Here is a 23,418-nt window from a genome sequence, read left to right as displayed (position 1 = left end):
GCAGGTATGGACATTTTCTGCCAGCAGACTCTGTACCTTATCATTACTACGGCGACATTTTTCTAACTCTTTACCCTTTAGTTGTTTGTTAATTTATAACGACAAAATCACCGCACGATTTTTGCTATTTAGCAGTCTGTGAAGCAGGGCGCATTTTATTGTGCATCTGCCTATAACGATTGGTGAATAACTCATAATTCCTGTTCTTTTGCCTGATGGTTTATTGGAACGGGGTTTCTATAATGATCATCGTGAACCGTAAATAGAAAAAATCTTACAAAACAGGCGCAAAATTAACGACTAACACCCACTGCGGTGTGCGCTGGCAACCTGAATTGCATCACGTCCTGCATCGAGCCGTCGTTCCATCCGGGCGTTCAATTATAAGGATCGAAAATGAGTCTGCAAAATTATCCTAATCAGTTCCGCCGCAACCTACAACAAGGGCAAACCCTTATTGGTTGCTGGAGTGCACTGGCAAATCATATTTCAGCCGAAGTGCTGGGCCTGGCGGGTTTTGACTGGTTGGTTCTGGACGGTGAACATGCGCCGAACGATGTTACGACGTTTATTCCACAACTCATGGCGCTGAAAGGCAGTAATAGCGCACCGGTTGTACGTGCGCCCTGTAATGAACCCATCATTATAAAACGCTTATTGGATATCGGTTTTTATAACTTCCTGATCCCGTTTGTTGAAAGCGAAGCAGAAGCCATACGTGCGGTTGCCTCAACCCGTTATCCACCGGCGGGGATCCGCGGGGTTTCTGTGTCTCATCGCGGTAACAATTACGGCACCGTACCCGACTACTTTGCCACCATCAACGACAACATCACCGTACTGGTGCAAATCGAAAGCCAGCAAGGGGTGGATAATATTGATGCTATCGCCGCCGTTGATGGGGTGGACGGTATTTTTGTTGGACCGGGCGATCTGTCGGCGGCACTGGGTTATCTGGGGCAGCCCAATCATCCCGAAGTACAAAAAGTGATTCGTCATATTTTTGATCGCGCTAAAGCACAGGGTAAGCCGAGCGGCATTTTGGCGCCAGTTGAAGCTGATGCCCGCCGTTATCTCGAATGGGGGGCAACCTTTGTCGCTGTTGGCAGTGATTTGGGCGTATTTCGTAGCGCGACTCAGGCGTTATGCGACAAATTTAAAAAATAACCATCAGTCTGTTTTGACAGTTTAGTACTGCCGCGTTGACGGCCTTCCGACTTAATTGAGGAGTAATAAATGAAAATCGGCTTTATTGGTTTAGGGATTATGGGAAAACCAATGAGTAAAAATCTGCTGAAAGCGGGCTACTCATTAACTGTCCTCGATCGTAATGCTGCGGTACTGGATGAATTGATCACGGCTGGCGCACGCACCGCAACGACGCCAAAAGCACTGGCAGCAGAATGCGATATCATCATTACCATGCTACCTAATTCGCCTCATGTAAAAGAAGTGGTACTGGGTGAAAACGGTGTTATTGAAGGTGCTAAACCGGGTTCTGTGCTGATTGATATGAGTTCGATTGCACCGCTGGTTAGCCGTGAAATCAGTGAAGCGCTGGCACTAAAGCAGGTTGCAATGTTGGACGCGCCAGTCAGTGGTGGTGAGCCAAAAGCTATCGATGGCACCTTGTCAGTGATGGTGGGTGGTGATAAAGCGGTATTCGAGAGCTGTTTCGAGGTGATGAAAGCCATGGGGGGATCGGTGGTGCATACTGGTGATATTGGTGCTGGTAATGTGACTAAACTGGCCAATCAGGTGATTGTCGCACTGAATATTGCCGCGATGTCTGAAGCCTTGGTGCTGGCAACTAAGGCGGGAGTGAACCCTGATCTGGTATTCCAAGCGATCCGTGGTGGTCTGGCAGGCAGTACCGTGTTGGAAGCCAAGGCACCGATGGTGATGGATCGTAACTTCAAACCAGGCTTCCGTATCGATCTACATATCAAAGACTTAGCTAATGCCCTCGACACCTCACATGGCGTCGGTGCTCAGTTGCCCCTGACCGCAGCCGTGATGGAGATGATGCAGGCGCTGAAAGCTGATGGTTTGGGCACCGCTGACCACAGTGCATTGGCGTGTTATTACGAGAAATTGGCTAAAGTTGAAGTCACTCGTTAATCGGTGGCACCGGTGCCTGCGGGTGCCGGGCTACTGGGTAACAGGGCTATACTGGTAAGCATTCCGTTATCCTGAGCGGCCGGTTTATAACGTCGGAGCCTGTGCGGTATTGGATAGCTCATGAGATTGAATCATTTATGAAAATAGTCATCGCCCCAGACTCTTATAAAGAAAGCTTATCTGCGCTGGATGTTGCGGTGCAGATTGAAGCGGGTTTTCGCACTCAATTTCCCGATGCACAATATATCAAATTGCCGGTCGCGGATGGTGGTGAAGGTACCGTTGAGGCCATGGTCGCGGCCACCACTGGCCGGATTATTCAGGTCAATGTGACCGGCCCGTTAGGTGACGAAGTTGCGGCTTTTTACGGAATATCCGGTGATGAAAAATCGGCTTTTATTGAAATGGCGGCCGCCAGCGGGCTAGAGCTGGTTCCACCAGAACTGCGCAACCCACTGAAAACCACTTCCTACGGTACCGGCGAATTGATTTGTAATGCGCTGGATCAGGGGGTCAAACATATAATTATCGGCATCGGTGGCAGTGCCACCAATGATGGCGGTGCGGGCATGGTGCAAGCGCTGGGTGTCAAACTGCTGGATAAGCAGGGTAAGCAGATTGGTTTTGGCGGCGGGAAGCTGGCTGAACTGGATGTTATTGATATCTCAGGACTGGATCCGCGGATTAAGCAGTGCCAAATCGATGTTGCTTGTGATGTCACCAATCCACTGACTGGCAGTGAAGGGGCATCGGCTATTTTTGGGCGGCAGAAAGGGGCGACACCTGAGATGGTTAGCCAACTGGATGACGGTTTGCAGCATTATGCAGGTATCATTAAACGTTATCTTGATATTGATGTTGACCAGGTTGAAGGCGCTGGCGCGGCGGGTGGTTTAGGCGCGGCATTACTGGCGTTTTGCGGTGCAACCTTAAGTCCCGGTATTGATATTGTTACCGATGCTCTTGGTCTGGACGCTTTGGTTAGGGACGCGACATTTGTTATTACCGGCGAAGGGCGCATTGATAGCCAAACCATTCACGGCAAAGTGCCGATTGGTGTCGCGAGAGTTGCCAAACGTTATAATAAGCCAGTGATTGGTATTGCCGGTAGCCTGACAGATGATGTTGATGTGGTGTATGAGCATGGTCTGGATGCGGTATTCAGCGTGATCTACAGTATCTGTACTCTGGAGCAGGCACTGGATAATGCGGCAGCCAATGTGTTTATGACCGCACGCAATATTGCCGCCACGCTGGCGATGGGGATGGCTGTCGGTAAATCAGCGCAAGAAAGTAAATAACACGTTTTTGGTCATAACCATTCACCGGTAAATCTCTATCAGGGCTAACGATTGATTGGCCCTGATTTCCTCGTTGGCGCTCAACTTTGCCAGCAACATGCCCCCGGTCTTGCCATTTATGTGACCCGTCCCTCAACTCTCTTTCTTTGTGGTGTGAATTGGGCGTTTGTCCAATGTATTCCCCTTCCAGACCTCATATGCTGGTGCATCAGCCCAGACTGAGGCCCATTCATGAGTGTATATAATCTTGACCCCCGGCTAGCCCAGGATATTGTTACCCGTACCATGAAGATCATTGATACCAATATTAATGTGATGGATGGTAAAGGGCGGATCATTGGTAGTGGTGATGAAGAGCGCCTTGGCGAACTGCATGAAGGGGCGCTCTTGTCGCTGTCTCATGGCCGGATTGTCGATATCGATGAAGCTGTTGCTCGCCAGTTGCACGGGGTGAGGCCAGGGATCAACCTGCCATTGCGCCTTGAGGGCGAAATCGTGGGGGTGATTGGCCTAACCGGCAACCCGGGGCAACTACGTCAATATGGCGAACTGGTGTGCATGGCAGCAGAGATGATGATGGAGCAGGCGCGGTTGGTGCATCTGCTGGCGCAGGATAGCCGTCTGCGTGAAGAGTTGGTATTGAACTTGATCCGCACCGAAGAGATATCACCGGCACTGATTGAATGGGCGCAGCGCCTTGGGGTGGATATCAATGAACCACGGGTCGTAGCCGTGGTGGATGTGGACAGCGGCCAGTTGAGTGTCGACAGTGCTATGTCGGAATTACAAGAGCTGCAAACCCTGTTGACGACGCCAGAGCGCAATAATCTGATTGCGATTGTTTCACTGACTGAGATGGTGGTGCTTAAACCGGCGCTAAATAGCCATGGCCGCTGGGATGCTATTGATCACCGGCGGCGTATGGAGTCTTTGCTGTCGCGCATGACTGAGCGGGGCCGCTTGCGAGTGCGCCTGTCGCTTGGCAATTTCTTTACCGGGCCGGGCAGTATTGCGCGCTCATACCGTACCGCTCGTACTACCATGGCGGTCGGTAAGCAACGGATGCCGGAGCAACGCAGCTATTACTATCAGGATTTGGTGTTACCGGTATTGCTTGATAGTTTGCGTGGTGGCTGGCAGGCCAATGAATTAGCCTTACCACTGGCTAAATTACGGGCGATGGACAGTAACGGTCTGTTGCGGCGCACTCTGGCCTGCTGGTTCCGTAATAACGTGCAGCCAACGGCTACTGCCAAAGCGTTATTTATTCATCGCAATACCCTGGAGTATCGGTTGAATCGTATTTCCGAACTGACCGGTTTAGATTTAGCGAACTTTGATGATCGCTTGCTGCTGTATGTGGCGCTTCAATTGGGCGAGCAGGAGTAGAGATAGATGTGATAGCAAGAAGAGCAGGCCGAGTGAGTGTCACCCGGCCTGATGATTCACTGATACTTAGGTCACTGGTGCCGGATTAAACACCGCCAAGGCATTGCGCAGCCCCCATTGATCGGACCACGTCCGTTTGCGGTCACTGGCAATATCCAGAATAAATTCAAATAATTGCTGACCAACCTCTTCAATAGTGGCATCACCTGTCGCAATGGTTCCGGCATCGATATCCATCAGGTCATGCCAGCGGTTAGCCAGATCAGTGCGGGTTGCCATTTTGATTACCGGCACTGCCGCCAGACCATAAGGGGTGCCGCGCCCGGTGGTAAATACCTGAACGGTAATACCAGATGCTAACTGTTGCGTGCCGCAGACAAAATCACTGGCTGGGGTGGCTGCAAAAATCAGCCCACGCTTGGTGGGGCGCTGCCCCGGTGAAAGCACTTCCACAATGGCGCTGCGGCCGGATTTGGCAATGGAACCGAGTGCTTTTTCCACGACGTTTGCCAATCCGCCCTTTTTATTCCCGGGTGAAGGGTTGGCGCTACGATCGGTTTTGCCGGTTTCGAGATAGTCGTCGTACCATTTCATCTCTTCCAGTAACCTTCTGCCAACCTCCTCGTTAATCGCCCGCGGGGTTAACAGATGGATAGCATCACGCACTTCCGTGACTTCAGAGAACATGACGGTTGCGCCGCAACGCACCAGTAAGTCCGAAGCATAGCCCACCGCAGGGTTGGCGGTTACGCCAGAAAAAGCGTCACTGCCACCGCATTGCATACCGACCACCAATTCAGAGGCTGGGCAGGTTTCACGTTGGCGCATATTCAGGCGTTGTAGATGTTTTTCCGCTACTTGCAGAATGTCATCGACCATGGAACGGAAGCCGACGTGTTTCTCATCCTGCAAGCGCACGATATTGCTTTCATCCAGTGAGATAACCTGCACGTCAGGTGTCCCTTCCAGCAGCCGCTCGGGTTGGAGCTTTTCACAACCGAGACCGACGACCATCACTTCGCCACCAAAATTGGGGTTAAGGGCCAAGTTATGAATAGTGCGAATGGGCACTACCGCTGCTGGGGCATTGATTGCCACTCCACAGCCATATAAGTGATTCAGTGCAACTACGCCATCGACATTGGGATATTTGGGTAGTAGGGTGCGCTCAATGATATTGACCACATAATCCACCACGCCAGCGACGCAATGTACGCTGGTGGTAATCGCGAGTAGGTTTTTGGTCCCGACACTGCCGTCAGCGTTGCGATAGCCCTCAAAGGTATAACCTTCCAGTGGTGGCAGAGCCTCGGGGACTGCGGTGGCAAGGGGTAAGGTCTCCAGTGCAGGTGCGGCAGGTAATTCAACCAACGATTCATCTATCCAGCCGCCGCGAGCGATATCCCGCACTGCCAAACCAATCACCTCAGCATAACGAATGATTGGGCCGCCTTTAGGAATATCGACCAAAGCCACTTTATGGCCTTGTGGCACATGCTCAATAAGTTCAAGGCCACATTTAAACCGGGTGCCAGCACATAGGCCATTGTTATTAACCACAATGGCAACATTATCCGCGTCCTGTACTTTAATATAAAGCGGGTTGTCTACAGGACTATTACAAATGCTCATAATATTTCCCTTATATACCCTTTAATTTTTTTGGGTACGATAATTATGTTGATAACATAACTGTTATTTTTATCAATACAGCCATTATTTGTCTTAAACATAATGCTCACTAGCTTGTAAATAAGTATACGCCGCTAAAAAGAGCAAGGCATTGTGCGGATGACCTAGATGCTAATGGGTTTAGTGTCTATTTTTGTTCGCAAGCCCAAAAGCAGGTGAGCATTATCACGAAAAGGTCATTTATCGCCGACATACTTTGACATTAAAAACGCATATAGAAAAAGCCCTTCGACAAAGGGCTATGTTAAAAAGGGGTACGCGGGCTTTTATTATGCTGATGCTTTGATATCAAATGAGGCTATGCCAATATTAATAACAGAGGCGATATTGCGAGAAGCAGTTCTGATATTTTCAGTTGCCTGAGAGAGTGCATCGTCAAGTGTACAAATATGGTAAATAATACTGAAAATAGCATCAACACCATGTTGATGAACAATGTTGGCATCGGTAGCCAGGCTGCCGGCAATACCAATCACTGGTTTATTGTATTTTTTGGCTAATCGAGCGACACCGGCCGGGACTTTGCCATTGATACTTTGGCTGTCTATCCGGCCTTCACCGGTCAGAACGAAATGACAGTCTTTGATATAGGTTTCCAGGTCTAATGCTTCCGCGACTATCTCCACGCCCTGGCGCAACTGTGCACCGCAAAATGCTAACAATGCGGCCCCCATACCGCCAGCGGCCCCCGCGCCGGGTATCCTATCTACGTCTATTCCCAGATATTGTTTAACCATCTGCGCGTAATGGACCAGGTTATTATCCAGTATCACAATCATTGCGGCCGTAGCCCCCTTCTGTGGGCCAAAAATAGCGGAAGCACCTTGCTCACCGGTCAGCGGATTGGTCACATCACAAGCGACTTCAATGCGGCAATCTTTAAGGCGTGGGTCCAGCTGCGACACATCTATCGAGGCAATGTTATGTAAACTGCCGCCACCAAAATCAATCTCTGCGCCGTAGGCGTTACGCAATTTGGCTCCTAGCGCCTGTACCATACCTGCACCGCCATCGTTGGTGGCACTGCCACCGATACCGATAATAATATGACGCACGCCTGTTTGCAGCGCCGCACGGATTAATTCACCGGTACCGTAGGAGGTAGTATTTAACGGGTTCCTCAATTCGGGAGGGACCAATTCCAGTCCGCTGGCCGCTGCCATCTCAATAAAAGCCGACTTCCTATCACCTGATAATCCCCAGAAAGCCTGGATTTTATTACCCAGCGGCCCGGTAACATCAGTCATGATTTTTTGGCCGCCGGTTGCGCTGATCATGGCGTCGACAGTGCCTTCACCACCATCAGCCACGGGGATCTTGATGTATTCAGCATAAGGGAATATTTCTCTAAAACCTTGTTCAATAGCCTGAGCTACTGCTATTGCCGATAAACTTTCTTTATAAGAGTCTGGTGCGATGACTATTTTCATTAGGTGTCCTGTCGCTATATTTCAAACAACAAGTGCCCCATAAGAGGCACCTATTGTTATTCCCTTAAGATGTTTTCAATTCCAGACGTTTGATATCGCCTACAACAAATAAGTAGCAGAACATAGCCATAATGGCAGAGCATCCAACAAAGATTAATGCGGCATTAAAGGAGTGTAATTCTTTCACCAGATAACCGATAACCAGCGGTGTGACAATAGAGGCGACGTTACCAAATACGTTAAATAATCCGCCACATAAACCAACAATTTCTTTTGGTGCGGTATCAGCAATAACTGGCCAGCCCAATGCACCGAAACCTTTACCAAAGAAGGCCAATGCCATCAGTGCGACCACCACTACGTCACTATCGACGTAGTTACACAGAATAATGCTTGATGCCAATAACATACCTAACACGATAGGGACTTTACGGGCAAAAGTCAGAGAGTGACCACGTTTAATGAGTGAGTCAGAGAATACGCCACCTAATACACCACCGGCAAATCCGCACAATGCCGGGATAGAGGCCACCATCCCCACTTTTAAAATAGACATCCCTTTATCTTGTACTAAATAAATGGGGAACCAGGTTAGGAAGAACCAGGTAATGGTATTAATAAAGTATTGACCAAAGAAGACACCTAACATCATTCGGCTAGCCAATAATTGCTTCAGATAATCTAATTTAGGACCGCTTTTATGACCGTCAGGTTTCTTGTGGTCCATATCGACAACAGCACCACCTTGTTTTATGTATTCAAGTTCAGATGCAGACATACCCGGGTGATCGGTCGGGTTATGGATAAATTTAACCCAGGCAATGGTTAATACGAAACCTAGCCCGCCCATCACAGTAAATACATGCTGCCAGCCCCAGGCAAAGGTTAAATAACCTAATAACGGAGAGAAAAGGGCCAGAGAGAAGTATTGTGCAGAGTTAAAAATGGCTGAAGCGGTGCCTCTTTCTTTGGTTGGAAACCAGGCCGCGACAATTCTGGCGTTAGCCGGGAAAGAGGGGGCTTCAGAGAAACCTAACATAAAGCGCATGATAAACATGGAGATAGCGGCATACGCTATCGGGAACATGTCGACAAACCCTTGCGTAAAGGTAAATAACGACCAGAAGAACAGGCTATAGGTGTAGACCCGCTTGGAGCCGTAGCGGTCTAATAACCAACCACCCGGTATTTGCATTAGCAGGTAAGCCCAACCAAAGGCTGAGAAGATATAACCCATTGCAACAGCATCTAATTGCAATTCTTTTGCCACTTCGGTGCCTGCAATTGACAATGTTGCCCGGTCAGCATAGTTAATTGCAGTCACAATAAAGATAATCAATAATATTATATATCGGACGTGGGTCCGTTTTTCAGTCACAGCGGCTTCCAGACTCATTTTTATACCCTCTATAATCATTATTTAGGTTGCCGCATTTAAATTCGTTATGAATGAGATGCAATAACCTATTTTTTATTTTGTGTTATATAAATAAAAAATCAATTTTCATAAATGTCTTCGTTAGCGCCAGATACATTATATGGAGCGGAGAAATAATTCGCATTGTGCATAGGCCCAAAAAAATGCGGCTAAATTATTTAATTGTTGTGTGGCTGTACAGCGAAGTGGGGTTATCATCACAAATACCCGTCGGACTTGAGGTTGCGACGGTGCGAGCGGTCTTACCGCAACAGCAACTAGTTTGGTTATATCCCAATGAGATTATTTTTAATCCTGATAATAAACTGATCTAGATCAAAATTATCTTTAGTATTCAGATGGGGTAAATAAACATCTAATTAACATTGTCCGAGTTAAATCTCTTTATTATTGTAAATAACTGGGTAAAATAACTGTGCTTAATCGATTCTTCCCGCTATTTATTACTCTTTATCTTCGTGCATTTGCCTATTTAATTATCCCGAAATATCAGCAATGGCACGATTCTTTTGCATTAAAAATTAATTGTAATAATACAATATTATAGACACTATGTTTGTAAGGTTAATGATTTGATAGAGTTGTGAATAGTTGTTGCAAATAATAATTATTTATCCGGCAATGGCGTGACTTCTGGGAAGAAATAAGATGAATCCATTTATTGTGGCTGACGCCGAAAGTTGTATTGGCTGTCGGAGCTGTGAAGTAGCTTGTGTGGTCGCTCATCATGAGGGGACATTCCCTGATAAACCTGACTATTTCACACCTCGGGTGAAAGTATTTAAAGGTAACCAAAGTGCCACTGCGGTCTTTTGTCACCATTGTGAAGATGCCCCTTGTGCCAGCACTTGCCCGAATGGTGCCATCGTTGAGTTAAATAACAGTGTTCAGGTTATTCAGGAAAAATGTATCGGCTGCAAAACCTGCATGATCGCCTGCCCGTTTGGCATGATGACGGTGGTGACCGAGACGGTACAACCTGCGAGTCATCGTCTGGCCGATGCCTATCAACGTACTGAAGCACAGAAATGCGACCTTTGTATTGATCAGCCTGATGGCCCTGCTTGTATCAAAACCTGTCCGACGCAGGCCCTGACACTGGTTGATCAACATTATCTACTCCGGCAACAGCAGCAAAAGCGCCAGCGCACCGCATTGAATGAGCACAATGGCCGTTTGTTCAGTAGTGCTACTTCTGCTGGCGCGGCGCACTCATTCAGCCCACTGAGCAAAAATATTCGTGATGTGGCACCGGTTAATCTATTGCAGCGGCCACGAACACCGCGCCTTGAGCCTAAAAAAATCCCACTGGCGGAGCGTAAGGCAAGTTTTGCCGAGATCTATCTGCCGTTCACCGAAGGCCAAATCCATGAGCAGGCTGAACGTTGTTTAAATTGCGGTGATAAAACCATCTGTCAGTGGACCTGCCCGCTACATAACGCTATCCCGAAATGGATTTCATTGGCTCATCAGGGCCGTATTCATGAAGCAGCTGAGTTATCCCACCAAACCAGTAGTTTGCCAGAGATATGTGGCCGAGTTTGCCCGCAGGACCGTTTGTGTGAACAAGCTTGTACTTTAAACGACCACGATGGCGCAGTGACGATTGGTCAGATTGAACGGCATATTACGGAAACGGCATTAGCCACCGGCTGGCGGCCGGATATGTCGCAAGTCAAACCCACGGGTAAACGTGTTGCTATCATCGGTGCAGGGCCTGCGGGGTTAGGGTGTGCGGATATTCTGGTCCGTAACGGCATTACACCGGTGGTGTTTGATCGTTATCCCGAAATCGGTGGTTTGTTAACCTTTGGTATTCCGGCATTCAAATTAGAGAAAGGTGTGATGACCCGTCGGCGTGAGATTTTTAGCGAGATGGGTGTCGAGTTCTGCCTAAATACCGAGATTGGGCGGGATATCACCATGGAGAGCCTGCTTAGTGATTTCGATGCCCTATTCCTCGGCGTGGGAACATACCGTTCAATGCGCTCCGGGTTGGAAAATGAGGATGCTCAAGGGGTTTACGATGCTTTGCCATTCCTGATCGGCAATACCCAACACCTGATGGGGTACGCGGGCAGTGGTGCTCACCCTTATGTCAGCATGGAAAACCAACGGGTAGTGGTTTTGGGCGGCGGCGATACTGCGATGGATTGTGTGCGTACGTCGTTGCGCCATGGTGCTAGCAGCGTGATTTGTGCTTACCGCCGTGATGAAAAGAACATGCCTGGCTCCAAGCGAGAGGTGAAAAATGCGCGCGAGGAGGGGGCCGAATTTATGTTCAATCTTCAGCCACAAAAGATTGAGGTGGATGAACAGGGGCAGGTTACTGGTATCAAAATGGTTCGCACTGAAATGGGGCAGGCAGATGCTAAAGGGCGGCGGCAGGCCCGCCCAATCACCGGCTCCGAGCACATTATTCCGGCCGACGCGGTGATTATGGCCTTTGGTTTTAGCCCGCACCGTATGTCGTGGCTGGCAGAACACAATGTGGTGCTGGATAAGCAGGGGCGAGTGGTCGCACCGACGATTTCCGGTTACCCGTATCAAACCAGTAACCCAAAAATCTTTGCGGGTGGTGACATCGTGCGTGGCGCAGATCTGATTGTCACGGCCATTGCCGAGGGGCGCAAAGCGGCCGAAAGCATTGCTTATTATCTCAATGTTTTATAACCCCGGCGGCCAGGAGAGAAGATGAACCGATTTGTAATCGCCGATATGACGCAGTGCATTGGTTGCCGCACCTGTGAAATTGCCTGTGTGGTGGCACACAGTACCAATAATAACGCCAGCACCATTACGCCAGAGCAGTTTCATCCGCGCCTGAGTGTAATGAAAAGCTTTGCCGTCAGCACCCCAATCTTGTGTCATCAATGTGAGGATGCGCCCTGCGAGAACTCCTGCCCGAACGGTGCCATTGTCACAGGCATTCATGGGGTTCAGGTAATGGCATCTCGCTGTATTGGCTGCAAAACCTGCATGTTGGTCTGCCCATTCGGGGCGATGAATATGGTTGAGCAGCCAAGCCATGACTCAATGGTACGGGCGCAAGCGCATAAATGTGATTTATGCCATTCCCGTGAGGCAGGCCCAGCCTGTATAGAAGTCTGCCCAACCAACGCATTGAAATTGGTGACGCCGATGGCGTTGGAAACGCTACAGCGGGACAGGCAATTGCGCGCTGCTCGTGGTGCTGCGCCGGGTATCGTCCGGTAACCTTTGTGGTCATAAGGATAATAAAATGGAAAAGATCCTCACGGTCTGCCCTTATTGCGGTTCTGGATGCAAATTAAACTTATTGGTTGAGGATGGCGAAATTGTTGGCGCCCAGCCGGCCAATGGTGTCACAAATCAGGGGGAGTTATGCCTGAAAGGTTACTATGGCTGGGATTTCCTCAACGATACCCGGTTGCTAACCCCACGACTGACCGCACCATTATTACGGCATAAGCGGGGTGAGGCATTTCAGCGTGTGAGCTGGCAGGAAGCCATTGCCTTTATTACCACCAAACTCAAAGCAATAAAAAAGCGCCATGGTGCGGATGCTATCATGATGACTGGCTCCTCAAGGGGGCCGGGTAATGAGGCCAACTATGTGATGCAGAAGTTTGCACGTGCCGCCATTGGCACCAACAATATCGATTGTTGCGCTCGACTGTGTCATGGCCCCTCGGTAGCAGGATTGCAGCAAACACTGGGCAATGGGGCAATGAGTAACTCGATTGGTGAGATTGAAAATACCGATTGTGTGTTGGTGTTTGGTTATAACGCGGCTGACTCTCACCCGATTGTTGCCAGACGGATCCTCAAGGCCAAAAACAAGGGAGCCAAACTGATCGTTTGCGATCCGCGACATATTGAAACTGCCCGTATTGCTGATCAATGGTTGGCACTGAAAAATGGCGCGAATATGGCACTGGTGAATGCCTTTATCTATGTGCTGATTGAAGAAAAACTGTACGACGCTAATTATGTTCGTGCACATACGCGCGGCTTTGAAGAACTGCAAGTTGGAGTGGCAGATTACCGCCCAGAGGATGTTGAACACATTACTGGCTTGCCGGCACAAGCGGTACGACAGGCCATGCGCACTTATGCTGCCGCTCCGGCGGCCACTATCTTGTGGGGCATGGGTGTCACCCAATGGGGGCAGGCGGTCGATGTGGTTAAGGGCTTGTCTTCGCTGGCGTTATTAACCGGTAATCTGGGGCGGCCAAATGTTGGCGTCGGGCCGGTACGCGGCCAAAATAATGTGCAGGGCGCGTGTGATATGGGCGTGCTGCCCAATACCTTCCCCGGTTATGAGAAAGTGACTGATGATGAAGCCAGAAGCCGCTTCGCTGTTGCCTGGGGAGTACCTGAGTTACCCGCGCATATCGGTTACTCGATTACCGATGTGCCGCATAAAGTTGCAGAAGGCAAGTTGAAAGCCTATTACGTGTTTGGTGAAGATCCAATCCAGACCGAACCTGATTTGGCTGCAATGCGCGCCGCGTTCGAGGCATTAGAGCTGGTGGTGGTGCAGGATATCTTTATGACTAAAACCGCCGAATTGGCGGATGTGGTACTCCCGGCGACCTCGTGGGGTGAACATGAAGGGGTTTATACCAGCGCCGATCGTGGCTTCCAGCATTTTAACAAAGCCATCGAGCCGAAAGGCGATGTGAAGCCTGACTGGGAAATAATTAGCCTGATATCCACGGCAATGGGTTACCCAATGGCGTATCAAAATACTCGCCAAATTTGGGATGAAATGCGCAACCTGTGCCCACCGTTCTATGGTGCAACCTACGAGAAAATGGCCGGTTTGGGTTATGTCCAATGGCCTTGCCCGACAGAAGATCACCCCGGCACGCCGTATCTCTATACTGATAGCCAGTTTGCTACTGAGGACGGTAAAGGCTTACTCAGTTGTGCACCATGGCAACCGCCCCATGAGCAGATTAACCCTGATTACCCACTGGCACTTTGCACCGTGCGGGAGGTGGGCCACTACAGTTGCCGCTCTATGACCGGTAACTGCGCCACATTGAAGATTCTGGCAGATGAGCCTGGCTATGTACAAATACACCCAGAGGATGCCAGCCAGCTCGGTGTGATTGATCAGGCACTGATCTGGATCTCCTCGCGGCGTGGCAAAGTGATCGCTCGTGCCAGTGTTACCGATCGAGCCAACCTAGGGGCGGTGTATATGACCTATCAGTGGTGGATTGGTGCTTGTAATGAGTTGACGGTGGATCATGTTGATCCGGTGTCAAAAACACCGGAATTCAAGCATTGTGCCGTTAAGGTTGAGGCGATTAGTGATCAAAACGCGGCGGAGCACTATGTTGAGCAACAATATAGCCAGATGAAAAAGCGCTTATCCGATGCGGCTACCGTGCAGTAATTGATAACCTACCGCGCCAGACCATTCGCATGGTTTAGCGCGGCATGGTTTGCTGCAAATGTGCTAAGAACTCAGCGGCGTTCATAAAACCGGTCACTCTGGCGGCGGGAACTTCTTTACCCTGCGCATCAAAAAATAGAATAGTCGGTAAGCCCAATACCTTGAGTTCTTTCAACATCGCCGCATGTTCGGCGCTGTTGCTAGTGACATCAGCCTGAATGAGCACAGTATCCGCGAGCTGGCGCTGAACATAGCTATCACTGAAGGTATATTTCTCAAACTCTTTACAGGCCACGCACCAGTCGGCATACAAATCCAGCATCACCGGCTTGCCCTGCGCTTGCGCTAATGCAGCCTGTAATTGCGGCAAATTAGCCACTGGCTGGAAGGTTAAATGTTTGATTTCAATCTGCTGTGTGTTGCCATTAAAAGCCCAATCCTGTAACGGGCGGGCAGCGATTAACAGTGCTGCCAATAGCAACAACTGTAAGGCCCGCGCCCAGCCAGAATGAGCTTTAAGGCTGAGTACAAATGCCCAGCCGAAGAAGGCGATGGCCAGCAGGCTCCATAAACGCAAGCCCCAGACATCACCCAGTACTCTTTCCAGCAGAAATACCGGCAGCGCCAGAATCACAAAGCCGAAAGCTTCTTTGACATATTGCATCCATGGGCCGCTACGTGGGATCAGCTTGTTGCCAAACAGCGTTACAACTACCAGTGGAATACCCATACCTAACGCATACAAATACAACGTACCGCCACCGGCCAGCATATTTCCGCTTTGCGCGATATACAGCAAAATGGCGCTGAGGGGCGCGGTGGTGCACGGCGAGCAAATCAGGCCCGCCAGTGCGCCCATGGCAAAGACACCGGCCAGCGAGCCGCCACGTTGGCTGCTACTCCACTGCACCAACCGGGTTTGCAGTGACGAGGGCAGTTGCAGCGAATAGAGGCCAAACATCGATAGCGCCAATAATACGAACAGCACCGATAGCCCAATCAACACATACGGGTGTTGCAGCGCGGCCTGAAATTGTAAGCCAGCCGCCGCCACCACCAAACCGAGCAAGGTATAGGTCAACGCCATGCCCTGCACGTACACCACCGCCAGTATCAATATTCGCCGCTGGCTGTGGGGCTTTTCACGGCCAAGAATAATGGCGGAAATCAGCGGATACATTGGCAATACGCAGGGGGTAAAGGCGATGCCGATACCAATTAACAGCGCCCATAGTGGTGAGAAGGGTAATTCAGCCGGTGTGGGCGCGCTTTCTTGGGGGGGCTGTGCCGTGCCCTGTGGGTTAACGGCGGGGGTTGCAGAGCTTGCGATAACGGCATTAAGCGGCACCACCCGCACTTCTGGCGGGTAACAGAAACCAGCTTCGGCGCAGCCCTGATAGGTGACACTGATACTCTCGCCTTCCGCAGCCTGCGAAATCGGGATTTTCAGCACGAGCTGCTGTTTGAAAATCGCCACTTCACCGTAGAACTCATCATGATGCGCAATACCCTCTGGCAGAGTAAATTCCCCGAGAGTGGCGTGCTGTGGCACAATTTTTATTTGCTGGCGATACAGATAATAATCGGGATGAATCTGCCAACTCAGTGTGAGCTGGTCACCTTGTTGGCGAAAATCAAAGGCAAACGCCCTATCGACCGGAAGAAACCGGCTCTGGCTGCTTTTTTGGCCAAGAGGGGAGCTCTCACCAAATAGTGAAGCCTGTGCGCTGTGCGGTGCGAGTAAAGCACTGCACAGCAGCAGAATCAGAGTAATGAAGCGTTGAGCCATGACAGGTAATCTTTATCTCCGCCCTGTACCGGTAACACCAGTAATTCTGGCGTCTGGTAGGGGTGATGTTGTTTGATGTAACTGAGAAGGGCTTGCTGATGATCTGTATCGCTCTTAAACAAGAGTTGTACTTCATACTCTTGCTGGAGCTTACCTTCCCAGTAGTAAATCGAGGTTGCACCGGGCAACAGCGTGGCACATGCGGCCAATTTCTCACCCAGAACCTGCGCGGCTAAATCTTGCGCGCTGGCTTCATCAGGGGCGGTGCACAATACCACAATTGCATCACAATCAGACATCTTAACCTCATCGGTCGCGTGGCTTATATGACGAAGCGGAGCGTAACGTGCTGAATATACGCGTTACCTGAATACTTGCCTGGATACTATAGCGCGAAGCGTGGGCAGGTCAGAAGATGATTTATGTAACAGTGAGATGGATTCGATGAAAGTTGCCAATGAGCGTTGTAGAGGAAAATTGTTGATGTGAGTGGGGCGCAAATGAATTGCGCCCCAAAACGCTTACAGAACCAGACTGCCCATCACAAAACCGAAGCAAACGGCCAGCGCCACCCCGATGGTGCCAGGGATGAAGAATGGATGGTTAAACACGAAACGACCAATACGCGTGGTACCAGTGTCATCCATTTGTACCGCGGCTACCAATGTTGGGTAGGTTGGCAGAATAAACAGACCAGACACCGCCGCGAAAGAAGCAATGGCTGCCAGTGGTGACACGTTCAGGGCCATTGCCATTGGCATCAACGCCTTGGCAGTTGCAGCCTGAGAGTACAACAGTGCAGAACAGAAGAAGAAGATAACGGCCAGTAACCATGAGTGGGCCTGAATCAGGCTACCCGCAGTTTCTTTAATCCACTCCAGGTTGTGCTGTACAAAGGTATCACCTAACCAGGCTACACCCAGGATACAGATACAGGCACTCATACCGGCTTTGAAGGTGCTGGAGTTCAGGATTGAATCGGTATCAACCGAGCATACCAGCGTAGTGATAGTTGCCACACTCAGCATGATGATCAGGATGGCGTTAGTGGTATTCATCAGCGGAGTTGCAACCAGACCGACACTTGGGCTGTTGATAATCGCATAGGCAACCACACAAAGAACGCCGGCCAGGAACAGCAGCACTGACGTTTTAGCCCGTGGCTTGATCACTTTTACAGTGTCGCCGCGCAGTGTTACTAAGCCTTCTTCCAAGCGTTTGATATAGATAGGGTCATCAGACAGTTTGGAGTTAAAGCACAAGGATACGATCAGCGACATCACCAGCACCGCACACAGGGTAGAGGGGATGACTATCATCAGCAGATGCAGATAGCTAACGCCATGACCTTCCATAACGGAAGACATGTAAACCACTGCCGCGGAAATCGGTGAGGCAGTAATGGCTATCTGTGCGGAGACCACTGCTGTGGACAGAGGGCGGCAAGGTTTAATGCCTTGCTCTTTCGCCACTTCTGCAATCACGGGCAGTGCTGAAAGAGAAATGTTACCTGTCCCGGCAAAGATGGTCAGAAAATAAGTGACCAGCGGAGCAAGAATGGTGATGTGTTTTGGATTCTTACGCAGTAACTTTTCAGTTTGCTGTACCAGATAATCCATACCGCCCGCTACCTGCATCGCAGAGATTGCAGCAATAACGGCCATAATAATTGAGATAACATCGAACGGAATGCTACCGGGTTTAACGCCAATCATGGCTAAAACCAAAACACCGATGCCGCCTGCAAAACCGATACCGATACCACCTAATCTGGCCCCTAAAAAAATGGCCAGTAGGACGATGACTAACTCTACGGCTATCATAGTGTTTACTCCTTGATCCAAATGAAAAATTAAAGTTAAAAAATTGTGTTTGCCAGAAAGTAAAAAGGCACGCCGTCCAGAGGAGCATGCGTGCCTTTCAGGGCTACCGGATGATTATTTTATTGTTCATTTTCATCGGTATAACGTTTCGCTTTATAAGCCGGATGCATCAGGTTTTCAACAGAGAAAATGTCGTCCAGCTCAGCTTCAGTCAACAAGCCGCGTTCTAGAACAACTTCCCGCACATTTTTACCGGTTTCTGCACAGATTTTACCCACGATGTCACCATTATGGTGGCCAATGAATGGGTTGAGATAGGTGACGATACCGATGGAGTTAAAGACGTAACGTTCGCAGACCTCTTTGTTGGCAGTAATACCGTTAATGCATTTTTCCAACAGGTTATAACAGGCGTTTGTCAGGATATGGATAGACTCAAACATAGCCTGACCAATCACTGGCTCCATAACGTTCAACTGGAGTTGGCCTGCTTCGGCCGCCATAGTAATGCAAGTGTCGTTACCGATCACCTTAAAACAAACCTGGTTAACGACTTCAGGGATAACCGGGTTAACTTTGGCCGGCATGATTGAAGAACCTGCCTGTAATTCTGGCAGATTGATTTCATTCAGACCAGTACGTGGGCCAGATGACAGCAAACGTAAGTCGTTGCAGATTTTTGACATCTTAACGGCCAGGCGTTTTAGCGCACTGTGCACCATCACGTAAGCGCCACAGTCAGAAGTAGCTTCGATCAGGTCTTCCGCCGGAACACAAGCCAAACCACTGATTTCAGATAATTTCTGTATTGCTAACTGTGAGTAGCCTTCTGGTGTGTTCAGCGCAGTACCGATAGCGGTGGCACCCAGGTTAACTTCCAGCAGCAATTCTGCGGTACGTTGCAGGTTCTTGGTTTCTTCTTTTAATAAGATAGCAAAGGCTTTGAATTCCTGACCCAGCGTCATTGGCACCGCATCCTGTAACTGAGTACGGCCCATTTTCAGGATTTTTTCGAATTCTTTGGATTTTCTTTCGAAACCTTCTTTTAACTGATCAATCGCCTCGATCAACTTCATGATGGAAGTATAAACCGCAATGCGGAAACCGGTTGGGTAGGCATCGTTGGTGGATTGGCATTTGTTCAGATGGTCGTTAGGGTTAAGGTATTGATACTCTCCCTTCTGGTGGCCCATCAGCTCCAGACCGATATTGGCCAGAACTTCGTTGGTGTTCATGTTTAAAGAGGTACCGGCGCCGCCTTGGAACACGTCAACCGGGAACTGATCCATACACTTCCCTTTATCCAGAACTTCATCACATGCCTGAATAATGATATCCGCGATTTTGCGTGGAATAGTGTGTAGCTCTTTGTTCGCCATTGCCGCTGCTTTTTTTACCATGACCATGCCGCGTACAAACTCTGGAACATCACTGATTTTGCTGTTACTGATATAGAAGTTTTCAATCGCACGCAGGGTATGAACACCGTAGTAAGCCTCTGCGGGGACTTCTCGTGTACCTAACAGGTCTTCTTCAATACGAATGTTATTTGACATGAGAACCTTCTCTATTGTGCTGTCTTGTTTTGTATTTGTTAATTTAATAATGCCGCCGTGAGCAATATGATGCCGCTATGAACCTTTAGTGCGGAAAGATTAACCACTCATCTTCTTGCTGACAGGATCATATGCTGCTTAGCGACAAAAAGCCTTGAACTGAGATCACTATATGGTCGGAATTAATCGAGATGATCTGATATCTGTGATTCTTCTCACAGTTAGATTAATTAGTAATAAAAGTATGGCTGCAACTTGAAAATAGAGCCAACCATCACCATTTTACTGTAGTCGACCCACGTTGAAGGGGGAGCTGACGCTGCAATCCGCTAATCGAGGGGAAATGGCGTGTTAGCATCAGCCGGGTCAAGGTTTTCATGGTATCTGTCAGGCAGGTTTACCTGATGAGGGATACTGAATGATTGGAATAAGGAGAATGCGGTGCGTTGGTTACCGTTAGCGCTGATATTTTTATTGGCATATATAGAAATATCGATATTTATCAAGGTTGCAGCTGTATTGGGTGTGTTGGTTACCCTGCTGTTGGTGATCCTTAGCTCCTGTGTGGGGATCTCTCTGGTGCGTAACCAGGGGATAAAAACCTTTATGCAGATGCAGCAAAAACTGGCTGCCGGGGAAAGCCCGGCGGCGGAGATGGTTAAAAGTGTGTCGCTGATCTTGGCTGGCTTCTTGCTGTTGATCCCCGGCTTCTTCACCGACTTCCTCGGTTTGTTGCTGCTATTACCACCGATTCAAAAATCGTTAACGCTAAAACTGATGCCACATCTGAATATTTATCGTGGTGGCGGTTTTACTCACAATGGTACTGGCCCAATGGGCGGTGGCAATACCTTTGATGGTGAGTTTCAGCGCAAAGCTGATGACCACTTCACCGTAGAGCATCATCCCGATGAGGATGATAAACCTACAGATAATCGTTTCAAAGATGAGAAGTAAGTTGTGGGCTTATTCTAATGGCCTGTTTATTAATCATAAATTTATAAAGTAAATCACAGGGCTTTCTGTGGTGGGTAGGCCACCTGGGGATGAGAATCTTCCTGCTCAGGGTGAAAAAAAGTGAAATTTTTTTTGTCGTCTCCCTTGAAGGGATGAGAGGCTGCCCCCACTTAGAATGTCACGGTATCGGTTATGAAGGCATACCGATATTAATCCTAAATCTGATACGGACCTTCTCATAGGAGAGCTATCAATGAAAATTCGTCCATTGCATGACCGCGTTATCGTCAAGCGCAAAGAAGTTGAATCCAAATCTGCTGGCGGCATCGTTCTGACTGGCACTGCAGCGGGTAAATCTACTCGTGGTGAAGTACTGGCAGTCGGCAATGGTCGCATCCTGGATAACGGCGAAATCAAGCCGCTGGATGTGAAAGTAGGCGACGTCGTTATTTTCAACGATGGTTACGGCGTGAAGTCAGAGAAGATCGACCATGAAGAAGTGTTGATCATGTCCGAAAGCGACATTCTGGCAATTGTTGAAGCGTAATTCACGCTCTCTAATCTTCTGAACTGAACGAGTTAAGGGAAATACCAATGGCAGCTAAAGACGTAAAATTCGGTAACGACGCACGCATCAAAATGCTACGCGGCGTAAACATCCTTGCTGATGCAGTGAAAGTGACCCTAGGCCCGAAAGGCCGTAACGTAGTTCTGGACAAGTCTTTTGGCTCTCCAACTATCACCAAAGATGGTGTTTCAGTTGCGCGTGAGATCGAACTGGAAGACAAGTTTGAGAACATGGGTGCACAGATGGTTAAAGAAGTTGCCTCTAAAGCGAATGACGCTGCGGGTGACGGTACCACTACTGCAACTGTATTGGCTCAATCCATTATCACTGAAGGCCTGAAAGCAGTTGCGGCCGGCATGAACCCAATGGACCTGAAGCGCGGTATCGACAAAGCAGTTATCGCTGCTGTTGAAGAGCTGAAAAAACTGTCTGTACCTTGCTCTGATTCTAAAGCTATCGCTCAGGTAGGGACTATCTCTGCCAACTCTGACTCCACCGTAGGTGAGCTTATCGCTCAAGCGATGGAAAAGGTCGGTAAAGAAGGCGTTATCACCGTTGAAGAAGGTTCAGGCCTGCAAGACGAGCTGGACGTAGTTGAAGGTATGCAGTTTGACCGTGGTTACCTGTCTCCTTACTTCATCAATAAACCAGAAACCGGTTCTATTGAACTTGAAAGCCCATTCATCCTGCTGGCTGACAAGAAAATCTCTAACATCCGTGAAATGCTGCCAGTGCTGGAAGCGGTAGCGAAAGCCGGTAAACCACTGCTGATTGTCGCAGAAGACGTTGAAGGCGAAGCCCTGGCGACCCTGGTGGTTAACACCATGCGCGGTATTGTTAAAGTTGCAGCGGTTAAAGCACCTGGCTTCGGCGACCGTCGTAAAGCTATGCTGCAAGACATCGCGACACTGACTGGTGGTACTGTTATCTCTGAAGAGATCGGTCTGGAACTGGAAAAAACCACTCTGGAAGATCTGGGTCAGGCAAAACGCGTTGTTATCAATAAAGATACCACTATCATTATCGATGGCGTAGGCGACGAAGCGTCAATCCAGGGTCGTGTTACTCAGATCCGTCAGCAAATTGAAGATGCGACTTCTGACTACGACAAAGAAAAACTGCAAGAGCGTGTCGCTAAACTGGCTGGCGGCGTTGCCGTTATCAAAGTTGGTGCCGCAACTGAAGTTGAAATGAAAGAGAAGAAAGCACGCGTTGAAGATGCTCTGCACGCAACCCGTGCGGCAGTAGAAGAAGGCGTAGTGGCTGGTGGTGGTGTTGCACTGATTCGTGCTGCATCTGCTATCACTAAATCGGGTCTGAAAGGTGATAACGAAGACCAGAACGTCGGTATCAAAGTTGCTCTGCGTGCGATGGAATCTCCACTGCGTCAGATCGTGGTTAACGCCGGTGAAGAAGCCTCTGTTATCGCGAACAACGTTAAAGCGGGTTCAGGCAGCTACGGCTACAACGCTTATACCGAAGAATACGGTGACATGATCGCGATGGGTATCTTGGATCCAACTAAAGTGACTCGTTCTGCTCTGCAGTACGCAGCCTCTATTGCTGGTCTGATGATCACTACCGAGTGCATGATCACTGACCTGCCACGTGATGACAAAGGCGGTGATATGGGCGCTGGCGGCATGGGTGGTATGGGCGGCATGGGCGGCATGATGTAATGCTGCCAACCTTTGAGCTGCCATTAGATTGGTAGCAAAAGGGACAAGCTGTTGATGAAAGCGAGTGGGGTGACCTGCTCGCTTTTGTTTTATCTATTGCCACCAAAATCTGCCATAACGCTACTCCGTGTTATCCTATACTCAGTCTTTTCTGGTTCAAATTTCGTAACCAACCATCATAAAAGCGGTTTTATTTCATTCAGTGTGATGATTGCAGGACTTTTTTTAGTCGTGGCAGTAATTTAATGTGTAAACTGTTAATCATTAACCATCAGGCTCGACATCG

At 49.2% G+C, this 23,418-nt stretch carries 17 protein-coding genes; 10 read left to right on the top strand and 7 right to left on the bottom strand.

The annotated features are described in order from the left end of the window. The first annotated feature begins 396 nt into the window (after window positions 1-396). From garL to V2A84_RS17155, 4 genes are all read left to right on the top strand, one after another. On the top strand, window positions 397-1,167 hold the full coding sequence (gene garL / locus V2A84_RS17170) for a 2-dehydro-3-deoxyglucarate aldolase (RefSeq protein ID WP_372557801.1): 771 nt from the start codon (window positions 397-399) through the stop codon (window positions 1,165-1,167). Window positions 1,168-1,236: 69 nt separating this feature from the next. Next, window positions 1,237-2,121 carry a 2-hydroxy-3-oxopropionate reductase gene (garR, locus tag V2A84_RS17165; protein ID WP_083161028.1) on the top strand — a complete coding sequence of 295 codons (885 nt, stop codon included), beginning with the start codon at window positions 1,237-1,239 and terminating at the stop codon, window positions 2,119-2,121. A 137-nt stretch (window positions 2,122-2,258) separates the two neighbouring features. Continuing rightward, complete coding sequence (locus tag V2A84_RS17160) at window positions 2,259-3,422, top strand: glycerate kinase (protein WP_083161026.1); 1,164 nt, start codon at window positions 2,259-2,261, stop codon at window positions 3,420-3,422. A 231-nt stretch (window positions 3,423-3,653) separates the two neighbouring features. Next, window positions 3,654-4,811 (top strand): CdaR family transcriptional regulator, encoded by a 1,158-nt coding sequence (locus V2A84_RS17155; protein ID WP_019211377.1) that lies wholly within the window; start codon window positions 3,654-3,656, stop codon window positions 4,809-4,811. A 66-nt stretch (window positions 4,812-4,877) separates the two neighbouring features. On the opposite strand, the gene garD is transcribed toward V2A84_RS17155, so the two are convergent. The 3 genes from garD to V2A84_RS17140 form a co-directional block, all read right to left on the bottom strand. Then, entirely contained in the window at window positions 4,878-6,443 is a 1,566-nt protein-coding gene (garD, locus tag V2A84_RS17150) for a galactarate dehydratase (RefSeq protein ID WP_420073539.1), read from the bottom strand. 329 nt (window positions 6,444-6,772) lie between these two features. After that, window positions 6,773-7,933 (bottom strand): glycerate kinase, encoded by a 1,161-nt coding sequence (locus tag V2A84_RS17145; protein ID WP_442848991.1) that lies wholly within the window; start codon window positions 7,931-7,933, stop codon window positions 6,773-6,775. 64 nt (window positions 7,934-7,997) lie between these two features. Next, window positions 7,998-9,329, bottom strand: a complete 1,332-nt coding sequence (locus tag V2A84_RS17140; protein WP_005187385.1) for an MFS transporter — start codon at window positions 9,327-9,329, stop codon at window positions 7,998-8,000. Between the two features lie 690 nt (window positions 9,330-10,019). Between V2A84_RS17140 and aegA the strand changes: the two genes are divergently transcribed. The 3 genes from aegA to fdhF are packed head-to-tail and all read left to right on the top strand — an operon-like array spanning window position 10,020 to window position 14,760. Then, complete coding sequence (gene aegA, locus V2A84_RS17135) at window positions 10,020-12,044, top strand: formate-dependent uric acid utilization protein AegA (RefSeq protein WP_083161020.1); 2,025 nt, start codon at window positions 10,020-10,022, stop codon at window positions 12,042-12,044. Between the two features lie 21 nt (window positions 12,045-12,065). After that, entirely contained in the window at window positions 12,066-12,587 is a 522-nt protein-coding gene (locus V2A84_RS17130; RefSeq protein ID WP_442848990.1) for a 4Fe-4S dicluster domain-containing protein, read from the top strand. A gap of 25 nt (window positions 12,588-12,612) precedes the next feature. Then, window positions 12,613-14,760: a formate dehydrogenase subunit alpha gene (gene fdhF, locus V2A84_RS17125; protein WP_442848989.1), complete on the top strand. Its 2,148-nt coding sequence runs from the start codon at window positions 12,613-12,615 to the stop codon at window positions 14,758-14,760. Window positions 14,761-14,794: 34 nt separating this feature from the next. Here fdhF and V2A84_RS17120 read toward each other — a convergent pair whose 3' ends face one another. From V2A84_RS17120 to aspA, 4 genes are all read right to left on the bottom strand, one after another. Next, entirely contained in the window at window positions 14,795-16,549 is a 1,755-nt protein-coding gene (locus V2A84_RS17120; RefSeq protein WP_442848988.1) for a protein-disulfide reductase DsbD, read from the bottom strand. Continuing rightward, entirely contained in the window at window positions 16,525-16,848 is a 324-nt protein-coding gene (gene cutA, locus V2A84_RS17115) for a divalent cation tolerance protein CutA (protein WP_005187404.1), read from the bottom strand. Before cutA ends, V2A84_RS17120 begins: the two co-directional genes overlap by 25 nt. A 222-nt stretch (window positions 16,849-17,070) precedes the next feature. Further along, window positions 17,071-18,372, bottom strand: a complete 1,302-nt coding sequence (locus tag V2A84_RS17110) for an anaerobic C4-dicarboxylate transporter (protein WP_083161011.1) — start codon at window positions 18,370-18,372, stop codon at window positions 17,071-17,073. Between the two features lie 119 nt (window positions 18,373-18,491). Continuing rightward, window positions 18,492-19,928 carry an aspartate ammonia-lyase gene (gene aspA / locus V2A84_RS17105; protein WP_372557810.1) on the bottom strand — a complete coding sequence of 479 codons (1,437 nt, stop codon included), beginning with the start codon at window positions 19,926-19,928 and terminating at the stop codon, window positions 18,492-18,494. Window positions 19,929-20,369: 441 nt separating this feature from the next. Here aspA and V2A84_RS17100 point away from each other — a divergent pair, with 441 nt between their 5' ends. From V2A84_RS17100 to groL, 3 genes are all read left to right on the top strand, one after another. After that, window positions 20,370-20,885 carry an FxsA family protein gene (locus tag V2A84_RS17100; RefSeq protein ID WP_083161007.1) on the top strand — a complete coding sequence of 172 codons (516 nt, stop codon included), beginning with the start codon at window positions 20,370-20,372 and terminating at the stop codon, window positions 20,883-20,885. Between the two features lie 253 nt (window positions 20,886-21,138). After that, window positions 21,139-21,432, top strand: a complete 294-nt coding sequence (locus tag V2A84_RS17095; RefSeq protein ID WP_048618980.1) for a co-chaperone GroES — start codon at window positions 21,139-21,141, stop codon at window positions 21,430-21,432. 47 nt (window positions 21,433-21,479) lie between these two features. Further along, window positions 21,480-23,132 (top strand): chaperonin GroEL, encoded by a 1,653-nt coding sequence (gene groL, locus V2A84_RS17090; protein WP_083161005.1) that lies wholly within the window; start codon window positions 21,480-21,482, stop codon window positions 23,130-23,132. The last annotated feature ends 286 nt before the right edge of the window (window positions 23,133-23,418 follow it).

Source organism: Yersinia sp. 2553 StPb PI, from assembly GCF_052217105.1.
GTDB classification, from domain to species: domain Bacteria; phylum Pseudomonadota; class Gammaproteobacteria; order Enterobacterales; family Enterobacteriaceae; genus Yersinia; species Yersinia enterocolitica_E.
Note: the sequence above shows the minus strand (reverse complement) of the source record. Positions and strands in the feature narration are given on the sequence as shown.